The sequence below is a fragment of the Atopostipes suicloacalis DSM 15692 genome (genome assembly GCF_900129085.1).
In the GTDB taxonomy this organism is placed as follows: domain Bacteria; phylum Bacillota; class Bacilli; order Lactobacillales; family Carnobacteriaceae_A; genus Atopostipes; species Atopostipes suicloacalis.
Genome location: NZ_FQUF01000002.1, coordinates 85,874 through 110,313, shown reverse-complemented (window position 1 = coordinate 110,313; position 24,440 = coordinate 85,874). Strand labels below are relative to the sequence as shown.

Genomic DNA, 24,440 nt, shown 5'->3' with positions numbered 1-24,440 from the left:
ACTCTCTTATCTATTTATTCAACTAAAAATTGACCCATCATACCCGCGTCTTCATGTTCCAATATGTGACAATGATACATGAACAAACCTTTCTGCTTGAACTTAACTAAAAGCCTTACTTCTTCTCCACTTTCTACCATCACCGTATCTTTCCATCCTTGTTCATTTAAAGGCGGTTCTCCTCCATTTCTTTCAATCACTTGAAACTGTACGCCATGGACGTGAAGAGGATGTGGCGTCTCGCTGCTCATCATTCCCATTCCAGCAGACTCATTAGTAACGACCCACTCTTCCAGTTCATTTAAATTCAGGTATTCATCTATTCTATCCATATCCATTTGCTTACCGTTTATAGCCACCATGGGTCCCATACCACTCATGACAAAGTCACGGGTCGTCACGACGTCATCTCTGTCATATTGAACGATGTCGACCAGTTCTTCAGGTATACTGCTGGAGCTGTCAGATTCTTCTGTAATAGTTATCGTCATCACTTCATAGCTGCCATCTCTCAAAACGACTTTATCACCTGTGTTGTAATCTGAAAAATCTACGAGTATCTCGGCTCTTTCAGCTGGCGCCAGGGATACCTCATGCATTTCTATACTGTTTTCTAAAAAGCCTCCGTCAGAAGCAATCTGATAAAACGCAAGATTATCGCTGAAATTAAAGTCGTAAGCACGTGCATTCGAACCATTTAAAAGTCTGAGTCGAACAACTTCACTTTTCACATCCAGTTCAGGTGCGATTGCTCCATTGACCAGTACAGTGTCTCCCTTAAATCCATCCATCACATCTCTCATACCTAACTCATAGGGAATCTGTCCATCCTGTGTAAACCGTTTATCCTGTACGACAAGAGGAATATCATTGACGCCATGTTCTTTAGGTATGTTCAATTCTTTAGATTTTTCATCTTCTATATAGAAAAGGCCAGCTAATCCTTTGTAAACTTGTTCACCTGTTTTATGCAGCAGATGTGGATGATACCAAAGCGTTGCAGCCGGTTGATCAATTGTAAAGTAAGGCTGCCAGCTTGACTTCGGGTCTACGACTTGATGGGGCCCACCATCCATCTCTCCAGGGACTTCTAATCCATGCCAATGAACCGTTGTCGGCTCATCCAGCGTATTCGCTACATTGATTTTTACGTCGTCACCTTTATCCACTCTTATAATAGGGCCTAAATAATCACCATTGTAACCTAACGTTTCAGTTTCCTGTCCTTTAATGAATTCCTTTTTTCCATATTGTACATTCAAATCAAATTCTGCTTTTCCTTCTTCAGGATTTTTATCCTCTAGTAGGGGCGGAATAGGCAACTTATTTTTTTTTTCATCTTTTGTATTATTCATTATTCCCGAATCAACTGCTTGTCTGTTGGGATTATCCACCCTTTCAAGCCCCCTTCCTGAATTTATGAAAAAGTAACCAACATACACTATAAGCAGGAGCATAGAAATGATTATAATTGTATACCATTTTCTGTTTTTATTCATTTGATCATCCTTATCGTTCTCAGACTATATTTATTCATCTATTACTCAACTAAAAAGTCATCCTAAATACAATTTAAGACAGCTTTAATTACTTTTTTTAAACAGTCGATTCTATTGATTGTCTAAGTGTCCCCTCAACTTCTTTGGCAATTTCATTCAAATTGAAATCATCGAATAAATCGATTAAGGCTTCCGGACGTGTCATACCAATATATGTCTGATTATTTTTTTCTCTAACAACCATTTTACACGGTAGAACATAGCCGATATGGATATTTTTTCCCATAACTTCTTTTGCTTTTTTAGGATTACATACTTCCATTACAACAAAATCCTCTTCAAAGTCTAATCCTTTTTCCTTAAGTTTGTCTTTAAAGTTAAGTTGCCACAATACACCAAACCCATTTTCTTTTAATTGTTCAGTTAACGAATCAATAGCCTCGCCAAGTTTCTTGTTTGTCTTTTTTTCATATACGATATGCATTGGTTTCTTCTCCTCGTTATATTTTTGATTACTCTCTCAACTTGTTTAGTTTATCTCTATACTCTTCCTCTGATATTTCTCCTCTAGCGTATCTCTCTTTTAATATATTAATGGCACGATTTGAGTTTGATGCATGGTCATTATTCGAACGATTCATCAGCATTTTTGCGATAAAGATGACTGCCCCAATAATAACTAACAATTTCAATCCATCATATATCATAAACCACCAACTATTCTCATAACCAAAATTCATCATGTTATCAAAACCGTTATACCAATAGCCGTGCATTGAATCACTCCTTATTCATTTAATGTTTCTTTTTTTATTCTATATGTTTCCTCATCTATTTCACCTTTGGCATATCGTTCATTTAAAATATCCAACGCACTATTCTGCTCTCTAAAAATACTTGTTCCATTCTGTTTATCTTCCAAGTATTTATAAATGAAATAACCAACTATAACAAATAATATGAGTCCCAAGCAGTCTCCTCCTTTTTCTATTTCCGCTTCCTTAACTTTACTGACAATTTATGGAGATTTTATGGATTCACGAATATACCTGAATTATTCATACCTCTAAATGTGGATAACTATTTCTATTAAACTCACTGCTTTTTTAGACATTTTTAAGTATTAACTGTCTATCATGCCACTTTATATCCTTCTCAATTAGATCGAAAACAAAAAGATGGAAAAAAGAGTATAAAGACCCCTTGGTCTTACAATCGTCAAAAAATTAATATGATCTTCTGGAGTAGCTAATGCAACAGAACCAGCTGTTGAATATTCTCCAATATTGTCCAGAACAGTGAAGAGAAAACGTAACCTGTGGACAAGCGGACTTTTATTTTACGCGCATGTCGTGTCAACCTTCCAGCAATGTGGAAAACTTTAAACCGAATAGTCGCCACCGTTGATTTTTTCTCTTTATCTGGGAATGTTAGCTCTTTCATCAAATGAATGACTGTATAGGCAATACAACTCATCATCATGCGAGCCTGATTCGCAAGAAACGTTGAACTATCGGTCTTGTCGAAGGAAAAACCATGTTTGATTTCTTTAATATAATTTTCCATTGTCCCTCTCTTTTGGTAAAGCTTGTACACTGTTTGGGCAGGTATATCAACGAAATTTGATACGATAAACTCAAACGTCGTAAATAAGAGTTCGCCAGCTTCTCGAGTGGCCTTTACAGCTACTTTACGAACCGTTTCCCAAGATTTAGCTTGATAATCAATCTTGAAATACTGTGATTCTTTATGTGTAAAGTCTGTATCTGGTCCGTAAAGGACCTTTTGTTGAGCCATGTTCTTCAGTCGTGCATTGACTTTTAAACGAATAATATACTTCACTTTTTCTTGCTCGCTTAACTCATAGATCTCAGGTTTGGCAAAGCCACTGTCCCCTCGGACAGTTAAAAACATATCACATGAGTGCTGTTTGTGTTGAGAGATGATGTCTGCTAAAAAGACTTCTGCATTGTTAGACGTGTACACATTGCCCGGACGAAGTTCGGCACCCAGAAACAGACCAGTCAGTCCATCAAAAGCCACTAAGGGATGATAACCCGTTGTTCCGTAGTGAGTATTGAAATCAGTCTATTCTTGTTTTCCGAAGGTGTCTGAGTGAGTAGAATCCACGTCAATGATCATATGCTGTGTATTTTTTTGGCCGATATAGATAATGGTCAATGCCTTGGCAATTGATTGAAGTTGAACGTTATTCTCCTCCGACAGTTGATGAATAAAACGAGAAACCATCGACTGTGAACCTAAGGTCGTTTTATTTAGCACCTGCTGAAAAACTGGATCGTGACGTAGCCAGTTGGCTGAAGAATCCGTTGAGTAACTGGCTATTAACTGCACAAGAACCTGCATAAATAAATCAATATAGTCATGTGTACAATAGTTTCTTGAATCGTCAATAATCAATAACTCGTTAACCAGCTCTTTGAACTTGATCTTATGAAAAAATTCAAAGAGTAAAAGGAGACCGGAATCATTGGATAATTGACCGCCATCGTTTGACATAACCAAATGGGGATTGAATTGTAGTTGCTTTTCTTGTAAAGTTGACATTGAGCACACCTCTTGTTTTTGTTGTTTTGGTCGACTTTACAATAACATAGAGTGTGCTCTTTTTGTATATTTTTTTCTTCACCCAACGGGTGAAGAAGGAATAGAGTGATAAACCTTATCAAAGCGGGATAAATGCCTGTTCTGACAAGGTACTATGAATTATTCAGGTCTTTCTGTTATTTGTAATGATTCTAATTAAGTACACTATATACTTAATTTAATTACATGTCAAAATAATAAGCTTAATCAATGGTGAAAACCTTTTTTTAGGATAGAGTTCACAAAAACTATCGGGTTCTCACAATTAAGTTGATGGCTTCTTGAATGGATTCAGAATTTTCTTCGTCACTTTCTTCTCTCAGACACTGTGCCAAATTTTCTGCGACAATAAGGCCAATAGCCCGATCAATGCTTGTGCGAATGGCTGATAACTGTGTCACGACATCTTTACAGTCTTTTTCTTCTTCCATCATATTTAATACACCCCGTATTTGACCTTCAGACCTCTTTAAACGGTTCTTTACATTTTTTTCATATAAGGAACTCATTCCATCTCCCCTCTCCAGGCTGACATGCCGCCTTCAACATTGATTACATCATACCCTTTTTGTGTCAACATCTGACAGGCACCAGAAGATCGGCCACCACTTTGACAAATAACATAATAGGTCTTTTCCTTATCCAATTCTACTGGAAAAGTACTTAATGGTTTTGATTTTGCTCCTGGAATATGTCCCATCTCATACTCGAAATCTTCTCGTACATCAAGGATATTAATATGTTCATTCCTTTTGTAAAGCTCACTAAATTTAGAAATTGAAATAGCTTTGGTCATCACTCAATCATTCCTTTATTCTAATAATGTTCTCTGGTTTAGCCATTGAATACAATGCAAAGGCGCCGTCTAGATTTTTCACATTCAAACCACTTTGTTTCATCATTCGTTCAGCTATATAGCTCCGTTGACCACTATGGCAACTTACTATATAGGATTGCTCTTTATCCAGTTCTCCTAAACGTGTGCGTAAATCATTTAGAGGGATGTTTAAAGCATTTGGCATAGCTCCATTTGTTTCGATCTCATCTTCATCTCGAACATCCAGCAAAGTCCAGCCGTTGTTTTGCAACTCTTCTAAGTCATACCATTGCGCAATATCCGACAATCCTTCAATGACGTTCATAGCTGCATAGCCAGCCATATTCACCGGATCTTTAGCTGAACCAAATGGCGGTGCATAAGTTAATTCCAATTCTGGCAAATCATCTACAGTCAAGTGGCCTTTAATGGCTGTTGCAATGACATCAATCCGTTTATCTACACCTTCTTTTCCTACAGCTTGTGCGCCATAAATGGTTCCATCTTCCGGATTAAACAAAAGCTTTAAGACAATGGTTTCTGCTCCCGGATAATAGCTAGCATGGTGTTTGCTTTGGATATGGATCGATTCGTAATTAAGATGGTTTGCTGATAACTGGCGTTCATTCAGTCCAGTAGAAGCGGCAACTAAATCAAATACGCGGACAATAGCGGTCCCAATACTTCCTTTATTTTGTCTATCATATCCTGCAATCACATCCGCTACTTGACGACCTTGACGATTTGCTGGTGAAGCTAAAGCTATCATGGTATCTTCGCCGGTCAATTGTTGTTTTACGATAATCGCATCACCGATTGCATAAATATTGGGTTGACTGGTTTCGTAAAATTCATCAACTAATATACCACCGCGCATGCCTGTCTCAATACCAGCTTTTTCTGCCATTTCAGATTCTGGCCGAACCCCGACAGACATTAAGGTCAAATCACTTTCCAATCGTTCACCATTTTCTAGTATGATGACTTGTCCTTCATCTTCAAAAGCTTCCGCCGCTACGCCAGTATATAAAGTGATTCCTTTTTCTTTAAGTTCTGCCGTAACATATGCAGCCATTTCTTCATCAAATGGCGGCAAGACTTGAGGAGCCATTTCCACCACCGTGACATCTAAACCGCGAGTATGCAGATTTTCTGCCATTTCAAGTCCGATAAAACCCGCACCGATGACAGTTGCTTTTTTCGGTTGTTTCTCTTCTATAAATTGGGTAATAGCATCTACATCGGGCACATTACGCAGGGTGAAAACATTCTTTGCTTCTGTTAGCCCCTCAGTTGGTGGCACAAACGGCTTTGCTCCGGGAGATAAAATCAATTTGTCATAGGATAATGTATAGGTGCCCTCTTGATTTTCCACTGTTACTATTTTTCTTGCGAATCAATAGCTACCGCTTCACTGTGGACACGCACATCCAAATTAAATCTTTCCTTTAATTTTTCAGGTGTTTGGACCATCAATTGATCTCTGTCTGTAATTTCACCACCGACATAGTAAGGCAATCCACAATTCGCGAAAGAGACATAAGGTCCTTTTTCTAAAATCGTTATTTCAGCTTTTTCATTTAATCTTCTTAGACGAGTAGCTGCTGACATCCCGCCTGCAACCCCTCCAACAATCACTACTTTCATTCCTATTTTCCTCCTTTGGTTGGGCCATTCCATTTATGCATTCCACCCTTGACATTAACCACATCATAGCCGTTCTTATCCAAGATTTTGCTTGCTTGTTTACTACGCATACCACTTGCGCAGATTACATATGCTTTTTGTTTAGGATGATACGAATGAATGGTCTCCAGGGGAACATTCTTTGCTCCCTTAATATGTTTGCTTTTAAATTCATTTGGTGAACGGACATCAATAATCAAAGGCTTTTCATTTAGTTTCTCATTTAAATCTTTTGTCGAAATAGAAGGTATTCTTCTAAAAAACATGTGATCTCTCCTTATTCTTTGGTGCTTTTTCCTTTTCTGTCATTCATTTACCCTAATAATATACCCCCACCGGTATGTAAAGTCAAGTCAATTGGTTTATCGGTTAAGAAATGACCAACCATTCAGTCCTCACCCCACAAAATTATATTTCTAGTTGCTTAATGAATAAATGATTTTTTACAATTGTTGAATAATAAAAAACGATTTGTTCTATTCAATCTGAACAAATCGTTTTTATTCTTCTCTCAAAATGTCCAAGGAAAAACTTTAATAGACTTCAATTAACCCCATCATACCGTTATCTTCGTGTTCTAAAATATGACAGTGGAACAGAAATATTCCTTTTTCAGGAAAAGAAACCAATTATTTGACGCGCTCCCCTGATTCAACTAACACACTGTCTTTTAACCCTTGCTCATTTGGGGATACTTCAATGCCATCACGTGAAATAACCTTAAATTGTGTCCCTTCGATATGAAATGGATGGGTCATCCCACCCACCATATAGGGACGATTATAAATCTCCCAAACTTCTGTAACGCCTTGTTCTTGTCTTAAATCGATTCGATTCGGATCAAATTTACGTCCATTAATGGTTACTATATTCATACGCCCGAATTTACAGCGATACAAATTAAGTGCCTGTTCTATCGTGTTCGGTCTTCTCTTAAAATCTCTTTGCGATGCAAGTACTCCTCTTCCGAAATATCACCACGCGCATATCGTTCATTCAATATTTTCAATGCTTCTGCGGTCGAGTCTTCCTTTTCTGCCAGAAAATCTGAGCGATCATTCAATGTTTTCACAAGAATATACACAATCAAAAGGGCAATAATCAGCACTGCAAGCCAACCGAGCCAACTCCACCAATGTCCTCTCATGCCATACCAATGGTACATAAAGCAATCCTCCCCTTTTTAAACCACTGCTTGAATCGCTTCTTTCAAAGTGTTTTCCACTTCTTCAGCAATTGTTTTCAAACAATCATCTTCAAGCAAGCCGATCAATACTGTGGGTTTTAAAAGTCCAATATATACTTCGCCTTCTTTCTCGTAAACGACGACTTTGCAAGGTAGAAAATAGCCTACTTCAATACTTTTTTCCAGTACTTCCTTTGCTTGTCCAGGGTTACATACTTCTAACACCTCAAAATTCGTAGAAAAATCTAAGCCTTTAGCTTCAATCTTTTCTTTGAAATTCACTTGGTACAATACGCCAAATTCTCTTTCTTTGAGACTATCGGTAATATCTTCAATGGCTGTCTGGAATGATTTATTTGTTTTAATTTCATACTTGAAGTTCATTTACATTCCCTCTCTTTCAATGAAGATTACAATACAATCATTTTTGTTCTATCGATTCGTTCTATAATGATGAGAGTTGTAATATTGCGGTAGTCCGTTTGGATAAAATTCGTTGTCTGATTCACGATTTCTTCTGAAATTTCCATAATTATTTTGCCAGTATGGTTCATTGTGGTAATCTTCATGGCAATGATTTCTATAAAATCTTGAGTCATGTCTTTGATTCATAACCTCAATATTAAAATGTTCTCTTGTAGGATTGTGATGATACGGTTCTGCTAATCCAGTGTTTGGTCTCATTATGCCAAAAGCATTGATGCCTCCTATTAATACACTACTTATCAATTTTCTTAGTAGCATACAATCGTCCTTTCATATTTCGCACCTATTATACACCCCGGGGTATAATTGAACAAGCCTTTTAGCATATTTTATTACTATTTAAAGATCTCTTTGCGATAGCAGAAACGTTAGTCAGGTATAGCATACGGTATAGAAATTTTACTTCATTAGCAGTTGACTTTCAGGCTTTATGCCTTTTACTAAAAATTATCTGTTATAAAATCCAAAGTGCAAGTATATTTAGATAATATAGTCTTTTCTATGTATTCAACCGACTTTGGCGATTGAATACATGGAAATGAAGAGTACATAAAAATTGAATAAGGTCTTAATGTTTCTTGTTTTTTTAAAATAAGTTTCCGAGGAAATAATGACACATACACCCCTCTAGGTAGCCTTCCCAACTGCTTTGAGGCTGTGTTATACTCTAATTAAGCAAAAAAATTATTGCTATCCTTGATTTCATAAAGCATAGGCGTGTGCGTGAATGAAAGGAAAAGATAATAATGATAAAGAAATACAGTTTAAAAAATGGCGACACTCGATATATGTTTCATTCGTACATTGGACTTGATCCAGTGACAGATAAAGATGTGTATCGTAAACGAAGTGGCTTTAAAACGAAGAAATAAGCAGAAATTGCTGAAGCAAGATTGATTAATGATTTTAATAAAAATGGTTTTCCATCTCAGAGGAAACGGAGTACTTTTAACGATGTTTATGACTTGTGATTAGAATCTGAATATATAGATAACGTTCAAGAGTCTACACTCAATAAAACAATGTGTGACTTCAAAAATCACATTGTCCACTCTTTTGATGACATGAACATTCGTGATATAAAACCTGATCATTGCCAGTCTGAATTAAATAAGTGGCGTGATAAGCTGGTCAATTACAGACGCATAAAGAATTATGCGCATCGTGTATTTGATTATGCTTTAAGAATGGATATTATCGACAGCAATCCCTTTGATAAAGTAACTGTTCCAAAACGGATTGAAACAATTGAAGAAAGTGAATTTGAGAATTTCTATAGTAAAGAAGAATTAAATGAGTTCTTAGAATATGTAAAAGAAGATTTAGAACTAAATTGGTACACATATTTTAGACTATTAGCTTACAGTGGTGCCCGTAAATCGGAGCTGTTGGCTCTTAAATGGTCGGATATTGATTTTGATACATCTTACCATCAACATCAACAAAACACTCACTAGGGGTCTAAATAACAAGATTATCGTGCAACCTACGAAGACAGTGAACGGTCGAAGAATGATTGATATGGATTATGACTCTATCAAGCTTTTAAAGCAGTGGAAGATGTATCAAGCTCAGTTCATGCTGAAACTCGGTTTTAATACGAATTCACCCGATCAACTTGTCTTTTCAAATACTAGGAATAATTTCTATTTAATCAATGTGCCGAATGAACGTATGAGAAATGTGCAAAAGCGTAACGGACTTAAAAGAATTACGGTGCATGGATTGCGACACACGCATTGTAGTATCCTCTTCTCTATGGGAGCGTCAATAAAAGATGTTCAGGCTCGCCTAGGACACACAGATATTCAAACAACAATGAATATCTATGCTCACGTCACAAAAGAAGAAAAGAAAGACACAGCAGATAAATTTGCGAAGTTTATGGAGAACTAAGCTTTTATTTACGAATTGGAGAGGAGGTTAATTATTAGTAAAAAAGAAGTGGTATTTTCAGGATTAAGTATGATTATGAGTCTTATCTTCCTTGTTTTAGTTTTTGGAGCAGTGCATATTTATTGGCTAGGGGAACCTTTTAAAAGCTTGTTAAGTATTCTAATAAGCATATATTTTAATTTATACATGCGCTTTTCTGAGTAAAACCTACTCGACAACCATTTTATTTGCGGTACAATTTGCTTACCCTAACTTCAAAGGAGTTTTAACAATTGAAAAAAACTATTAACCGAGCCAAGCTACTCAATCCTATTGTTCTTGTAATTTATACAATTGCTTGTTACTACTTAGCTCAATTGGCACGCTACGGTGGTATAAGCCGTCGTGTTCCTATTATTATTGCCACATTTATTCTACTCTTTTCATGGTTCATCTACGCTATCTACAAAACAAGGAAACAAAAGGACACTCAGCAAACTCAAAAACCAGATGAGAAATTTATGAAAATTATTCGATTGTGGTCTTATATTGCACCGCTTCTTATTGGTGGCATCACTCTGTCCACCGGCTATCATATTTATCAAAGCTCAATTCCCTATAACGGAAAATTATCTTGGTACCTTCAGGAATTTAACTCTGAACGTGAAGTCGCTTTTGAGCGTAATAATATTTATAAGGATGGACTAAATGGATTAGTAGAAGTTGTTAGCGAAGAAGTAGACCTTCCAGAAGAATTGTATATTGCTGAAGACGTTTCACTTACTTTTACTAGCGACGGAGAAATCACTGATTTTTATGGATTTTTGTATGGTGAAGACGAATCAGGCGGCACCGATACTTATTTAATTACTTATGATGAAAACAAAAGCGATCAGTTGGAGATTCATTTGGATAACTATGTAGATACTACTTATGATGAAGATAAAAAATTTCAACCTTTACTCAATGGTTTAAACACTACAGCGGTTTATGAACTTTTTGGCGATCAGACGGATAAGACGTTAATTCTTTCTTACGGAGGTTTTGAAACTCGCACGGATAACTTCGAATTAACTAGATATTATGATGAAAATGGTTTGGTCGATCGTATACGCCCTCGTAGGGAAATTCATGTAGGCTATTCTTTTGTAATATATTTTGAAAATTTAGGTTCTGATTTTCCAACTTATTTTATTTCATATGACCCTGAATTGATTCAAGAATTTGATGAACAAAGAGCACTTGAAGAAGCACAAGCAAATGATCCTAATTATTTCTCAGAAGAAGAAATTGCCGAAGAAACCTTTTTAAATGAAGAAGTTGGCTATCAGTTAGTGATTCTTGATGCTATGACAGGCAGCCGCTATTACGGCTTACGACATACGACAGATGGTGGCCAGAATTGGAATATGCTAAATTCTGATCCTTTCCTTGGGTCAACGGGAGTTGCTGATGGCATCCATTTTATTGATGAAAATTTAGGATTCGCTATTCTTTCTCATAATGGTGGAGCGAATGCTAATTTATTTCGAACTGCTGATGGTGGCCAAACTTTTGAAAGAGTTGAGCTGCCTCCTGTGATTGTCGAGCAAAATGACAGTGAATTCGAGCCTTTTGACTATCCCGAATTACCTTATGAAGAAAACAACCAACTCATTTTGTATGTCAACCAAGGTATTGACGGTGATTACTTAAATAATGCGCGAGCGCGTTATGTTTCTGATGATAATGGGAGTACATTTGAGTTCATTGAAATTGAATAAACCTTGCAAAAGAGTTAATCCTTAATATACAGTGTTAAAACAAATAATAATTTTTATAAAACAATTAACATTTAATATCCTTGATTTCATAAAGCATAGGCGTGTGCGTGAATGAAAGGAAAAGATATTAATGATAAAGAAATACAAATTAAAGAACGGTGACACTCGATATATGTTTCATTCATATATTGGAATTGATCCAGTAACAGATAAAGAAGTCTATCGTAAACGAAGAGGCTTTAAAACGAAGAAAGAAGCAGAAATTGCTGAAGCAAGATTAATTAATGATTTTAATAAAAATGGTTTTCCATCTCAGAGGAAACGAAGTACTTTTAACGACGTCTATGAATTGTGGCTAGAATCTGAGTATATAGACAATGTTCAAGAGTCTACCCTCAATAAGACAATGCGTGACTTTAAGAATCATATCGTCCCCTCTTTTGATGGCATGAATATTCGTGGAATAAAACCTGATCATTGCCAGTCTGAATTAAATAAATGGCGTGATAAGCTTGTCAATTACAGACGGATAAAGAATTATGCGCATCGTGTATTTGATTATGCTTTAAGAATGGATATTATTGACAGCAATCCATTCGACAAAGTGACAGCTCCAAAACGGATTGAGACGATTGAAGAAAGTGAATTTGAGAATTTCTATAGTAAAGAGGAATTAAATGAATTTTTAGAATATGTAAAAGAAGATTTAGATCTGAATTGGTACACATATTTCAGATTACTAGCATATAGTGGTGCTCGTAAATCGGAGCTGTTGGCTCTTAAATGGTCAGATATTGATTTCGATACATCTACCCTCAATATCAATAAAACACTCACTAGGGGCTTAAATAATAAGATTATCGTGCAACCTACGAAGACAGTGAATGGTCGAAGAGTAATTGATATGGATTATGACTCGATGAAGCTTATAAAGCAGTGGAAGATGTATCAGGCTCAATTTATGCTGAAACTGGGTTTTAATACCAATACACCCGATCAGCATGTTTTTGCGAATACGAGAAATAACTTCTATTCGATTAATGTACCCAATGACCGTATGAGAAATGTACAAAAGCGTAATGGACTCAAACAAATTACCGTTCATGGGTTGCGACACACGCATTGTAGTATCCTCTTCTCTATGGGCGCTTCAATAAAAGATGTTCAGGCTCGTCTAGGACACACAGATATTCAAACAACAATGAATATCTATGCGCATGTCACAAAAGAAGAAAAGAAAGACACTGCAGATAAATTTGCGAAGTTTATGGAGAATTAAATAATACCAAATAAAAACAGCAGTTTGAGGTGATTATTTGAAAAAATTTAAAAAACAATTATTAAGCTTAGCTACCGGTGAATTAGCAGCGGTGATTGTATTTATCTTTGTTTATTGTTCATTTAGTCTAGGAAAGGCAAGTTTCATTGTTTTTTCTTTTCTTATTTTTATCCTTTTGCAAGGAAGTCTCTATTGGTTTTATCGATATACACTAGTTGTTTATCAAAAAAAAGTACACTCTATAGTAATACGACTCCTAAGAACTCTAAAAATATTGAATCTGATTGCTTTATTCGGAATAGTCATTGCCATCCCAGCAACCCAAACAGATATTAAAGATCTAATCGTTGCTGTCGCTATCTTCTTATTTGGAGTCATAGAATACATTAATTACTACTGGTATCGATTAAGCTATGGTAAAACTGGATTTAATATTAAAATTTTATGGAATACAGGACTTAAAAAATCAAGTATTAATAAACTAATCTCTAAATGAATGATTTGAAATAAAAAACCATTACCCTTTTTAAATGAGTAATGGCTCAATAAATCCTTATGTTGACAGGTTTCTAGTCGATAATCATGCTAAACCATTACCATTTTTCGAGTAGTAATGGAAATGGTAATGGTTGGTAATGGTTTATAGCATTTGTAAGCAAAGCTTTAGAATTAAAAAAGGCTTCCTACCAGCGTTTAGAAGCTGTTAGGAAACCTTAGTAAAGCTATTATGGAGTTGAGGGGAGTCGAACCCCTGTCCAGACATATTGTCACTTCAACGTTTACGTTCATAGTTATATTATTTAGAGGTTTCGCGCCACATACGCCATATAACAGGCGACATGCTTTGCTAGTCCGTTTAGTCTCTTCTTAAGTCTCCAGACGTAAGGATTAAGCGTATCCCACTTCTAATTTGAGACCCTAGCTAGCACATGGGCGATACTAGTTCGGATCGCTTAAAGGCTGCTTACGCAGCTAAAGCAAAATTATTTTCTTGTTTGTCAGTTAAGTTTAAACTGTGACGTTGTTGGTGCAGTCATCACCTGCAAAACGTAGTTCAAGCTCAACCTATGCCTGTCGAATCCAGAACAACCCCGTATTCGAAATGCCTCTCTTGAGGCACTATTATAATAACATTTGTTTGGCTTAAAGTCAAGATTTACGCGTGTTCTGGCAACTTTTTCGCTACTTATTAAGCAAAAGAGCTACCTAAAAAGCAGCTCTCTCTTTCAATATTTAATTACTCATTGAGTTGTTCTTTAAGGGTGTTAAAATCTTTCTGAGAGAAAGAAGACTGAACTTTGAAATATTCTGTTCCATTCGTATCTCGGATCACGCTATCACTTAAACGTTCAAATCTTTGCTGATAACCATGCGCAGAAACAATATATGTATCCTCAACAACTTCTATATTTAAATCTTCATAATGCACCATGCCCTCTTCTAAGCCCATTTCAGACCATTCTTCAGACGATGATTCTACTAAATCGTTAACATCAATGTTTGGTTTAATTGCACCTGGTGCGTATTTATTTCTTATAATTAAATTTTTCGAATCAAAAAATAAATTCGATTGAACAAGATTTTCAGTTGGTGCATAGACCATTTCCCAAGTGCTTTCTATTAGATCATTGGGTTTTAATCCATAAGTATTTGCTTGGTTATTTTGATGTCTTTTCCAAGCAGAGAATAAACTAGTTCCTATTAACACTAATAGCAATAAACCTAACACAATATTTGTCATCTTTCGACGTTCACTCTTCTTTACTTTTGCAGTGATATTTTTTACCATTTCTGAATCCTCCTTTAATAAATCGTCCAAAGGGGTATCGTATAATTCACTAATGGCTACTAACACATCTAAATCAGGATATGTTCGTCCAACTTCCCAGCTTGAAATGGTTTGTCTTGAAACATGTAAAATTTCTGCCAACTCTTTTTGAGTGAGGTTAGCTTCTTGCCTTTTCTCTTTCAATTTCTTTCCAATATCCATTTCGTCCACCTCCTTGTGTAAACTTTAGCAGATGAATTTCTTTTTGCCTAGCAACAACTTGAAGAATGATCATCTAATCTCATATTTTTCAATGCCACGATTTGTAGCATCCTTTCGTAACAAGGTTTACCAATAAAAATATAAAAGGTTTGAACCAAAAGAGCTGCCTAAAAAAGCAGCTCTCTCTTTCAATATTTATTTAATTAATTATCTAATTCTTCTTCGTCTACAAAATGCGAGACATCACCATACTGATCTAAGTGGTAAAGGCCATTGTCATAGTGAGCGACAGACACGCTCGCGTTTAACAATGGGTTGGGATCATCTAAGTCTGGGATTAAGTTTTCTAAAATTAGACGAATCGTTCCACCGTGAGCGACAAGTAAGATGTTGTGACCTGTGTCTCGGTGTTTGTCAATGATTTTGAGGAGCCCTTTTTCGACACGCAGCCAAAATTCCATAAAGTCTTCAGCATGGCCATAAGGATCCATTTCTTTAAAGGCACCCATCCGCTCAAATTGATTGACATCACTAAACATTTTTTCGGCTGTTTTAATGCCTAAATGTTCCGCTACTTTTTTATAAACGGTGTCGTTATATTCCCCTTCAAAGATACCGAAGAATATTTCTCGGAATTCAGGCATCATAACGATTTCCATATCAGGGTCTGTTTCTTCGTTTTCGCCTAAGATTAGTTCGGCTGTGTCAACGGTTCTTGTGAGGTCACTTGAATATACGGCGTCGAATTTTATATCCTTTAATCCGTGACCACTTCGTCGGACATCTATTTCCCCTTGTGGTGTGAGAGGCGTGTTTCCCCAGCCTTGCATGCGGTTATAGAAATTAAAGTAAGTTTCTCCATGTCTTACGAAATAAATGGTTGTTCCATAATCTTTCATATTGTTTTATACATCCTTTCTTTTTCTCCTTATAATCATAGCAAAAATTAGGCATTTTATTAACTGATAATTCTTTTTCGTTCAATAAAAAAACATAGACTGCTTCTATGGTAGAAAGAGTCTATGTTTGGGATTTAATTGTACCGATCTTTTAATGCGCGCTGAATTTCACGTTGTTGGTCTTTACGTTTGAGTGTTTCACGTTTGTCAAATTGTTTCTTCCCTCTTGCTAGACCCAGTAAAACTTTCGCTACTCCATTTTTAATATAAACTTTAAGAGGGACTAAGGTATGTCCTGCTTGTTGAGAGAGTCCCATCAAACGATTCAGTTCTTTACGTTTTAATAGGAGCTTTCTTGTACGTAGCGGGTCATGATTAAATTGATTTCCCTCTTTAAATGGAGAAATATGCACATTGTATAAAAAGAGCTCATCGCCTCGAAAGCCAGCAAAGCCATCCTGAAGGTTGATCGAACCTTTACGAATTGATTTAATTTCAGTACCTCTTAAAACAATACCGGCTTCAATCGTTTCTAGAATGTCAAAATCATGTCTTGCTTTTCGGTTCTGAGCGATTGTCGGATTTTGATGTTTAGTTTTTGACAATCCACTCACCTTCCTTTAGTTTCTATTTTTTTCTACCTTTGCCTTTTCTTTTTCCTTTTTTCGGTCCTTTTTGTTTGTCTCGACCGCGAATTTCAAAATCGATATTTTTCGATTTCTTCGTGTCTTTGGGCTTTTTCTTTTTAGACGCTTCTTTTTTCTGACCCTTTTTCTTGTTGTTCGTATCTTCCACTAATTCAAAGTCAATATCATATTGCTCGACATCTACATTCATAAGTTTGACTTTGACGGTTTCCCCGATTCTGAAAACTTGCCCTGTTCTTTTTCCGATTAAAATCATGCTTCGTTCATTAAATTCATAATAATCTTTTTTCATCGTTGAAAGATGGACCAAACCTTCAATCGCGTCTTCCACCTGGACAAACATACCAAAGTTTGTAATCGATACAATAATCGCTTCAAACTCCATACCTACTTTATCCACCATGTACTCTGCCATTTTCAAGTCTTCCACTTCACGTTCCGCATCCACTGCTCGACGCTCAGCCATTGAGCTATGTTCCGCAATTTCTGGCAATCGCTCTGCCCAATAGTCCTTACTTCTTTTATCCGTTCCTTCCTCCTGATAATAATGAATTAAACGGTGGAGGGTTAAGTCGGGATATCGACGGATTGGCGCGGTAAAATGCGAATAATATTCTGCTGCTAACCCATAGTGTCCTAAAGGTTGCACATCATACCTTGCCTGCTGCATAGAGCGCAGCATCAGCATATTAACGACTTGTTCATACGGTTCGCCTTTTGTTTCATCTAAGACACTTTGAAGGGTTTTAGGTGAAATTTTTTCCTTTGTTCCTTGAATGCGAATGCCTAAAGCCGATGCAAATTCTAAAAAGTTCTGCATTTTAGCTTCGTCAGGTTGTTCGTGCACTCGATATAAAATTGGTAAATCACGTTTTGAAAAATGCTCGGATACTGTTTGGTTGGCCGCCAGCATAAAGGACTCAATCATCCGCTCACCAATTCCTCGCTCAACGACTGAGATATTTAATGGTTTTCCTTCTTTATCCACTTCAAAATCAATTTCTGTTGAATCAAAGGAAATCGCCCCATTATTTGAGCGTTTCTTTTCTAAAATCGTATGCAATTCTTCCATCAAATGGAACATTTCCACTAGATCTTCGTGTTTATCCATCATCGCTGGATCTTCATCCATTAAAATACGATTCACTTCGTTATACGACATCCGGCGATATGAACTTAAAACACTAGGATAGATTTCATAGTTTACAACGTCTCCCCGATGGTTAAATTCCATATCACAGCTTAAGGTTAATCGATCAGCATTTGGATGAAGGGAACAAATTCCATTTGATAACTTTTGAGGAAGCATCGGAATTACTCGGTCAATCAAGTAAGAACTGGTCCCTCGGTCATACGCTTCTTCATCAAGTGCCGTATTTGCTTGCACATAATGGGAAACATCCGCAATATGTACGCCTAGGAAATAATTTCCGTTTTCAAGAACTTCTACATTAATGGCATCGTCTAAATCTTTCGCATCTTCTCCATCAATGGTTATAATTTTTTGTCCACGTAAGTCTTTACGATTTTCTATTTCTTCAGGGAGAACCGTATCTGGGACTTTTTCGACTTCCTCGAGCACTTCTTTGGGGAATTCTGGTTCGATGCCATGTTTATAAGCGATTGACAGAATATCAATGCCTGGGTCATCTCGGTGCCCAATAATTTTTGTTGCAATGCCTTTTAAGTCTTCGTCTTTGTAGCGTGGGAATTGGGTAATTTCAGCAATGATAATTTGCCCTTCCACCGGACGTAAGCCTTTATCTTCAATTTGAACGGTTAAATGTTTTTGTTTACGGTCTTCTGGATGCACATAGCCATATATCTGATATTCTTTTACTTCTTCGTCTGTATAGGCATGGAATTCTCCAACCACCGTTTCTGTACTTCGTTCAACGACTTCAACTATTTTTCCTTCAGCGGCTCGTTCCTTCCAAGGCTGTGCGTCTTTTGTTAGTTCAACTCGCACGATGTCCCCGTTTAACGCAGTGTTGACGTCATTTTGATGGATGTAAATATCTTTTTCGAAATCTGGGATAGCCACGAAACCAAAGCCTCGTTCGGTTCCACTAAACTTCCCAACAAAGGTGGGTTCAGGTTCTAAAATTTTAAACTGTCCATCTTTCGTTAATAATACGCGACGATCTCGCTCTAATGCTGCGAGGGCTTTAACCACTTCTTTAAATTCATCCGAAGATGTTTTCTCTATTCCTTCACTGATATCTTTGACGTAATAACTATCTTCAGCAGTACGCTCCATATAATGAATAATACTTTCTTTTAATTCTTGGTTATTTTGAGTCATTCGTTAAAAACCTCCATTCTAAAACAACTTACTTTTCATATTTTACAACTTGTTTGTAATAAAGTAGTTGTGTCTTTCTTCATTTTTTCTTTAGGCATTTTTTTCTAAAAATGCGATTAAGTCTTTTTGTAATTGTTTCCCAACGCGTCCGGTGGTAATGACATGAGGCGCTTCTTCATAACAATGGAAATCAACAGGTGCTTGGGTTAATGCGTCTTTGAAAGCTCCTGCCTGCTTGGCCGAAATCATTTGATCTGCTCCACCCTGTGCAATGAAGACAGGAAGTTGGACGGTATCATAAGCTTTTGACAATTCTTCAGTGTAGTCATTAATTCCTATTAAGATATCTTCTACGCGATTCATGACGTCAGTTTTTTTAGCTTGGATTTCTGCATCTTCAGCGCCTAGCTTTTTCATTTTGAATGTGTACCATTGCCAAAACATTTTAGGGACATTGGTTTCAGACGTTGAAATTACCGGCGATGAAAATACCCCATAACTTTTTACGTCCTCATTTAACATGAGATGTGTCGCAATTACGCCCCCTAAAGATAGGCCAAAGACGGAAATATCAGTATATCCATCCTCTTTTAAGGTTTGATAGGCTTCCTCGCCATTTTTTACCCAATCTTTAATGCCATATTTCAAAATTTCATTTGGATCGTCTAAATCATGCCCATCTAAAGTCGGCATAATCACCGTATAATTTTCTCTTTCTAACGCTTTCCCTACCGCATTCACATCAAGCGGTGTTCCGGTAAATGCGTGAAACAAAATTACGGCCTTTGGTCCATTTTTTTCATACTTTAATTTTTTATTCATTCTAACCACCTCATAGTTCTTATTCATTTTACAATAGTTTTGGTCTGTACTCTAATAATTGCTTTCATTCAACAAAAAGCCTATCCGATGATTGAAAAGAAGTGAAGTATCCTCAATAGAACCCCCATTCCTTTCAAACGCTCAGATAGGCTTAACTGATTTGACTATTTCCTTACAACTGTAAGAATAGGGCCAAAGCAAAAAACAGAATTAAACACCCTATAGTGACCTTAATTAAAAAGGCTTCGAATCCTCTGGCTTTTTGAGTAGTAAATAATTCACTACTCCCCATAAAAGCATTGGATGAGCTTTTAGTTTTTGTTGGTTGCATAGCAATCACAATAATTGAAAACACCGATAAAATGAGCATCAAATTGACTACGATATTATACATTTACGGGACTCCCTTCAAAAAATTTCTACATTACTAAGATTAACATAAATGAAGATTGATTTCTATTGAATTTTTCAGACGTATGTGTCAATATTTCCTCGGAAACCTGTTTCCTAAAAAATAAGACCTTATTCAATTCACAATTCTACTTCTCTTCGCTGTATTCAAATGACTAGGGTCATTTGAATACAGCGAAGAGGCTTACTACCTAAACATGCCTGCCAATCGTCCCATAGGACTAGAAGTTGGCCCATAATTTGCGATTCTACCTGTTACCGCACCTCGTGAAGGTTGGACTTTCCCTTTCTTCAAAGCGTTTCTTACGGCAGATTTAAATTGATTATTTCCTTCTTCTTTCAGCACTGGCAGTTCAGTTGTTAAGATTTCTAAAAATGAACCATTTCGACGGGCTGAGATGACAGCTGCTAAGTTTCCAGCACCTTTTTTAGTAAAACCTCGCCCTTGGTGTTTCATGCGATAACTAAACGGTCGATGATTGCTTTCACAAACACCTAAGCCCTTTTGGACAGGTAAACCCCTCATTCTTATCGGTTTAATACTTTCCCAATTGCGCTGTATATATTGATCGAGTTTATACACATTTTCTATGTAGTCTTTTTCTTTTATATCATCATCAATCCGTGATAAGGTCGTGTTTAAAACAGCTTCAATCTGAGCCTGGTCATATAAGCGGACGGCTCGAATCATGGCGCTGGCCATTTGCTTATCAAAACTCAGACGTTCTTTGATCTTTCTGTTCACATGGTAAGGATCTCGAAAGTGCTCATGCCGCTTCGTTTGACCAATAATCGCATCAAATTTATCTCTTTCATACCCACTTCCACCATCACTGTTTGAGATTACGATGGTGTCCCTTAAATCATATTTTTTCTCCAACCATTTTCCTGCGCGTTCAAAAGCCTTACGGCTTGATTCAGTACTTTCAAAGAGTAAAATATTTATTAGTTCTGGACGCTTACTGTTCACAGTGACCCCTTCATGAATCTGTACACGATGCAGCTGCGGACGGTTTTCTTTAGAGCCCTTCAGTAGTAAGCCGTCTCCCTCAATAAAGAGTACAGGGACTTTTTTCTTGTCTCTGATGGATGTTTCATCATGAAGAGGCGCTTCATCTGTCCATTTTTGAATGGTTTCTCCAATTCTTTGTGTCATTGAATGAATCGCTCCATGACTAATCGATAAGGGCGTTAATAGTTCAATCGCATCAGAAGCCTTTCGGTAAACCGAGTCAGAGGCTAATGTCACAGCCTTCATCTCCACCAAAGGTGAGTATCGCTTGTGTTTCTCTAAACCGATAGCTATATCTAAAGGGACAATACTTTTCTCACCCTTTTTGCGCATACGGCGTCTTTTTAAGACCACTGGTCCAAAGCTGAATTGAACAGTTCGCTCTTCAATCCGGTCAATTTCAAAGCCTTTATCCTTGTAGTCCAGAATTAATTCCAAGTCGATACGTTCGAGTGCTTTGGAAAATAATTGACTCAGAATCTCCATAAAATAGGTATCCATAGCCATTTCAATGTCAATAAGCGACTGGTTGTGATGTATAATCTCTACAATTTCTGATATAATATTATCCATAAGGAGACCTCTTTCTATTGTTGTAGTGATTTTAGAATAGAGGTCTTCTTTCTTTTTGTCTAATTATATATATTGGTCTTTCCGAGAAACATTATACACATAGTTTTCAGACAAATTCTTTTGTTTTCGTCTTTATAAAGAAAGCCCCTCCCTCGGAAATACGAAAAAGAAGATGCAAAGTAGATGCATCTTCTTTTAAACTTATTAGAAAAACTATCTAACTAGTGTTTTACCCAAGGAAGAGGCTTTGACTAAGAATTAATGCACTTCACCTGTTTCAGCATCTATTTCTATGTCGTCAGCGCCTTGTAAATCAATATCGTAAACTGGGCGTCCATCTTCGAACTCTAAGGTCCATTCTTCAACAAAATCTGTTGAGGAAGCATCAACAGCTGCTTGCATAGCTTCTTCTGGCGTAATATAATTTTCGATTTCTAAGATCTCATCATCCGGATCTTGATTTTCTTTGGTTTTTTCTTTGCGAATATCTCCGGTATTGGCATGAATATCTAATTTATATTCTGTAGTTCCTTCCCAACCTTCGATTTCGTAATAGTATTCTCCATGATCCTCATCAAATTCGACTTCTTCAATATTTACGGTCTCACCAAATGTGTCATGGAAAGTTTGGACCGCGTCTTCTAGTGATATTTGAAAGGTCATTGAAAGGAGACCTTCTGAAGCTGTGCCTGTTTCCGTGTCTTCCGTACCTGCTGTATCAGATGAATCCGTTGTTTCTTCTTCGCCTGTTTGATCATCCGTTTGTTCATCGGTTCCATTTTCAGTATCTGCTGGATCCTCTGCGGGTTCTTCGGTTGTATCCGGCGTTTCGGTATCAGGCAAGGGATCATTGTCTGTTCCACAAGCGGCTAAAAGTGCAAGCGCTGAAAGAGAGACAAAGCCTAATTTCCACTTTCTAAAAATTGTTGTATCCATAATCTCTTCTCCTTATCTTTAAATCGTTTTGGGCTATTCCAAAGAGCATTTCCCTGTTTAAGCCATCATTTAATCTCATCTACAGTTTAAATTAAACCCTTTTTCATGTCAAAGCATGTGCATTCACGCTTAATGGTTATGCAATATTGGATATCGCTGATGTTCTATCCAAAAAAAACAGCCCTATACCAAAAGGGTATAAGGCTGTCTTGGATTGAATTTTATTCTTTTACTTAAAGAGTTGAATTAAAGATTGTAGAATGCGTCTTTACCAGCGTATTCAGCTACGTCACCTAGACGTTCTTCAATTCTTAACAATTGGTTGTATTTAGCTACACGGTCTGTTCTTGAAGTTGAACCTGTCTTAATTTGACCGGCATTTGTAGCTACTGCAATGTCAGCAATGGTTGTATCTTCTGTTTCACCAGAACGATGTGAAACAACTGCTGTAAAGCCAGCTTTTTTAGCCATTTCAATTGCTGCAAATGTTTCTGAAAGTGTACCGATTTGGTTAACTTTGATTAGGATTGAGTTACTAATTCCTCTTTCGATACCTTCAGCTAATTTTTCAGTGTTTGTTACAAATAAGTCGTCTCCAACTAATTGAACTTTGTCGCCTAGACGATCAGTTAATACTTTCCAACCATCCCAGTCGTTTTCGTCCATACCATCTTCAATAGAAATGATTGGGTATTTGCTTACTAATTCTTCTAGGTAGTCTACTTGTTCTTCAGCTGAACGAACAGGTGCGCCTTCCCCTTCGAATTTAGCATAGTTGTATTTACCGTCTTCGTAGAATTCTGAAGCAGCAATGTCAAACCCTAACATAACATCTTCGCCTGGTTTTAATCCTGCTTTTTCAATAGCTGCCATAATTGTTTCTACAGCATCTTCTGTTCCATCAAATTCTGGAGCGAATCCACCTTCGTCACCAACAGCTGTTGTTAATCCACGTTCGCTTAAGATTGCTTGTAGTGAATGGAATACTTCTGTTCCCCAACGTAGAGCTTCTCTAAATGAAGGAGCAGCTACTGGTAAAATCATGAACTCTTGGAATGCAATAGGTGCACTTGAGTGTGATCCACCGTTAACAATGTTCATCATTGGTGTTGGTAATTGGATTCCACCGAAACCACCTAAATATTGTGAAAGTGGTAGGCCTGAATATTCTGCAGCTGCACGTGCAACAGCGATAGAAACACCTAAAATTGCGTTAGCACCTAATTTACCTTTGTTTGGTGTACCATCTAAATCGATTAATAATTTATCGATTTCTTGTTGGCTACGAACATCTAAACCAATAACTTTTTCAGCAATAATGTCATTTACGTTTTCAACAGCTTTTAAAACACCTTTACCTAAGTAACGGTCTTTGTCGCCATCACGTAATTCAACAGCTTCGTGTTCACCTGTTGAAGCTCCAGAAGGTACAATTCCTCGACCGAATGCACCTGATTCTGTTACAACGTCTACCTCGATTGTTGGGTTTCCACGAGAGTCTAAAACTTCACGGGCTTTTACATCAATAATATATGGCATTTCTTTATTCTCCTTATTTTGTATGTATTTAGCTATGTTTATTTATTCAAAACATAGCTAGATAACATTTTTTATTTTACCTTTTATTTTTAACGAATACAAATATTC

The 24,440-nt window shown here is 36.9% G+C and carries 25 protein-coding genes, 1 other RNA gene and 3 pseudogenes; 6 read left to right on the top strand and 23 right to left on the bottom strand.

Annotated features, from left to right (window positions below):
- Positions 1-14: 14 nt before the first annotated feature.
- From BUB96_RS00510 to BUB96_RS10355, 13 genes and pseudogenes are all read right to left on the bottom strand, one after another.
- Positions 15-1,499 carry a multicopper oxidase family protein gene (locus tag BUB96_RS00510; protein WP_073294560.1) on the bottom strand — a complete coding sequence of 495 codons (1,485 nt, stop codon included), beginning with the start codon at positions 1,497-1,499 and terminating at the stop codon, positions 15-17.
- A gap of 97 nt (positions 1,500-1,596) precedes the next feature.
- The gene (locus tag BUB96_RS00505; protein WP_010620814.1) at positions 1,597-1,983 is read right to left on the bottom strand and encodes a DUF302 domain-containing protein; all 387 of its coding nucleotides are present in this window, start codon (positions 1,981-1,983) and stop codon (positions 1,597-1,599) included.
- A 28-nt stretch (positions 1,984-2,011) separates the two neighbouring features.
- Positions 2,012-2,275 carry an SHOCT domain-containing protein gene (locus tag BUB96_RS00500; protein ID WP_017866944.1) on the bottom strand — a complete coding sequence of 88 codons (264 nt, stop codon included), beginning with the start codon at positions 2,273-2,275 and terminating at the stop codon, positions 2,012-2,014.
- An 11-nt stretch (positions 2,276-2,286) separates the two neighbouring features.
- Positions 2,287-2,469, bottom strand: coding sequence for an SHOCT domain-containing protein (locus tag BUB96_RS00495; RefSeq protein ID WP_010620812.1), 183 nt, complete (start codon positions 2,467-2,469; stop codon positions 2,287-2,289).
- 278 nt (positions 2,470-2,747) lie between these two features.
- Positions 2,748-4,067 (bottom strand): annotated as a pseudogene (locus tag BUB96_RS10440) (IS1380 family transposase).
- A 287-nt stretch (positions 4,068-4,354) separates the two neighbouring features.
- Positions 4,355-4,615 carry a metal-sensitive transcriptional regulator gene (locus BUB96_RS00485; RefSeq protein ID WP_073294555.1) on the bottom strand — a complete coding sequence of 87 codons (261 nt, stop codon included), beginning with the start codon at positions 4,613-4,615 and terminating at the stop codon, positions 4,355-4,357.
- Positions 4,612-4,902 (bottom strand): rhodanese-like domain-containing protein, encoded by a 291-nt coding sequence (locus BUB96_RS00480; RefSeq protein ID WP_073294552.1) that lies wholly within the window; start codon positions 4,900-4,902, stop codon positions 4,612-4,614. Before BUB96_RS00480 ends, BUB96_RS00485 begins: the two co-directional genes overlap by 4 nt.
- Before the next feature lie 7 nt (positions 4,903-4,909).
- Positions 4,910-6,570, bottom strand: a pseudogene (locus tag BUB96_RS00475) (FAD-dependent oxidoreductase).
- Between the two features lie 2 nt (positions 6,571-6,572).
- On the bottom strand, positions 6,573-6,875 hold the full coding sequence (locus tag BUB96_RS00470) for a rhodanese-like domain-containing protein (RefSeq protein ID WP_073294549.1): 303 nt from the start codon (positions 6,873-6,875) through the stop codon (positions 6,573-6,575).
- 267 nt (positions 6,876-7,142) lie between these two features.
- A pseudogene (locus tag BUB96_RS00460) lies at positions 7,143-7,484 on the bottom strand (multicopper oxidase domain-containing protein).
- 38 nt (positions 7,485-7,522) lie between these two features.
- Positions 7,523-7,774, bottom strand: coding sequence for an SHOCT domain-containing protein (locus tag BUB96_RS00455; RefSeq protein ID WP_073294538.1), 252 nt, complete (start codon positions 7,772-7,774; stop codon positions 7,523-7,525).
- Between the two features lie 18 nt (positions 7,775-7,792).
- A complete protein-coding gene (locus tag BUB96_RS00450; protein ID WP_073294534.1) occupies positions 7,793-8,179 on the bottom strand; it encodes a DUF302 domain-containing protein in 387 nt (128 codons plus the stop codon).
- Positions 8,180-8,205: 26 nt separating this feature from the next.
- Positions 8,206-8,349, bottom strand: a complete 144-nt coding sequence (locus tag BUB96_RS10355) for a hypothetical protein (protein WP_234945758.1) — start codon at positions 8,347-8,349, stop codon at positions 8,206-8,208.
- Between the two features lie 678 nt (positions 8,350-9,027).
- Here BUB96_RS10355 and BUB96_RS10205 point away from each other — a divergent pair.
- The 6 genes from BUB96_RS10205 (at position 9,028) to BUB96_RS00425 (ending at position 13,694) form a co-directional block, all read left to right on the top strand.
- Positions 9,028-9,153, top strand: coding sequence for an integrase (locus BUB96_RS10205; RefSeq protein WP_143274237.1), 126 nt, complete (start codon positions 9,028-9,030; stop codon positions 9,151-9,153).
- A gap of 114 nt (positions 9,154-9,267) precedes the next feature.
- Positions 9,268-9,738 (top strand): tyrosine-type recombinase/integrase, encoded by a 471-nt coding sequence (locus tag BUB96_RS10100; RefSeq protein WP_268761842.1) that lies wholly within the window; start codon positions 9,268-9,270, stop codon positions 9,736-9,738.
- Complete coding sequence (locus BUB96_RS10095) at positions 9,647-10,177, top strand: site-specific integrase (RefSeq protein WP_327020637.1); 531 nt, start codon at positions 9,647-9,649, stop codon at positions 10,175-10,177. The genes BUB96_RS10100 and BUB96_RS10095 overlap by 92 nt, the downstream gene beginning before the upstream one ends.
- Positions 10,178-10,449: 272 nt before the next feature.
- A complete protein-coding gene (locus tag BUB96_RS00435; RefSeq protein WP_084136557.1) occupies positions 10,450-11,919 on the top strand; it encodes a hypothetical protein in 1,470 nt (489 codons plus the stop codon).
- Positions 11,920-12,049: 130 nt separating this feature from the next.
- A complete protein-coding gene (locus tag BUB96_RS00430; RefSeq protein ID WP_073294527.1) occupies positions 12,050-13,198 on the top strand; it encodes a site-specific integrase in 1,149 nt (382 codons plus the stop codon).
- Between the two features lie 37 nt (positions 13,199-13,235).
- Positions 13,236-13,694 carry a hypothetical protein gene (locus BUB96_RS00425; RefSeq protein WP_073294524.1) on the top strand — a complete coding sequence of 153 codons (459 nt, stop codon included), beginning with the start codon at positions 13,236-13,238 and terminating at the stop codon, positions 13,692-13,694.
- Between the two features lie 229 nt (positions 13,695-13,923).
- Here the strand turns inward: BUB96_RS00425 and ssrA are convergent.
- The 10 genes from ssrA to eno form a co-directional block, all read right to left on the bottom strand.
- Positions 13,924-14,291, bottom strand: a transfer-messenger RNA (tmRNA) gene (ssrA, locus tag BUB96_RS00420).
- A gap of 144 nt (positions 14,292-14,435) precedes the next feature.
- Positions 14,436-15,188 (bottom strand): helix-turn-helix domain-containing protein, encoded by a 753-nt coding sequence (locus BUB96_RS00415; RefSeq protein ID WP_073294521.1) that lies wholly within the window; start codon positions 15,186-15,188, stop codon positions 14,436-14,438.
- Between the two features lie 203 nt (positions 15,189-15,391).
- Positions 15,392-16,087: a histidine phosphatase family protein gene (locus tag BUB96_RS00410; protein ID WP_073294518.1), complete on the bottom strand. Its 696-nt coding sequence runs from the start codon at positions 16,085-16,087 to the stop codon at positions 15,392-15,394.
- 134 nt (positions 16,088-16,221) lie between these two features.
- Positions 16,222-16,692 carry an SsrA-binding protein SmpB gene (smpB, locus tag BUB96_RS00405; protein WP_073294514.1) on the bottom strand — a complete coding sequence of 157 codons (471 nt, stop codon included), beginning with the start codon at positions 16,690-16,692 and terminating at the stop codon, positions 16,222-16,224.
- 22 nt (positions 16,693-16,714) lie between these two features.
- Complete coding sequence (gene rnr, locus BUB96_RS00400; protein WP_073294511.1) at positions 16,715-19,039, bottom strand: ribonuclease R; 2,325 nt, start codon at positions 19,037-19,039, stop codon at positions 16,715-16,717.
- A gap of 90 nt (positions 19,040-19,129) precedes the next feature.
- On the bottom strand, positions 19,130-19,861 hold the full coding sequence (locus BUB96_RS00395) for an alpha/beta hydrolase (RefSeq protein ID WP_073294507.1): 732 nt from the start codon (positions 19,859-19,861) through the stop codon (positions 19,130-19,132).
- 172 nt (positions 19,862-20,033) lie between these two features.
- A complete protein-coding gene (gene secG, locus BUB96_RS00390; RefSeq protein WP_073294503.1) occupies positions 20,034-20,255 on the bottom strand; it encodes a preprotein translocase subunit SecG in 222 nt (73 codons plus the stop codon).
- A gap of 204 nt (positions 20,256-20,459) precedes the next feature.
- Positions 20,460-21,857, bottom strand: coding sequence for an ISLre2 family transposase (locus BUB96_RS00385; protein WP_073294499.1), 1,398 nt, complete (start codon positions 21,855-21,857; stop codon positions 20,460-20,462).
- 258 nt (positions 21,858-22,115) lie between these two features.
- Positions 22,116-22,793, bottom strand: coding sequence for a PepSY domain-containing protein (locus tag BUB96_RS00380; protein ID WP_073294496.1), 678 nt, complete (start codon positions 22,791-22,793; stop codon positions 22,116-22,118).
- Between the two features lie 246 nt (positions 22,794-23,039).
- Complete coding sequence (gene eno / locus BUB96_RS00375; protein WP_073294493.1) at positions 23,040-24,332, bottom strand: phosphopyruvate hydratase; 1,293 nt, start codon at positions 24,330-24,332, stop codon at positions 23,040-23,042.
- Positions 24,333-24,440 lie beyond the last annotated feature (108 nt).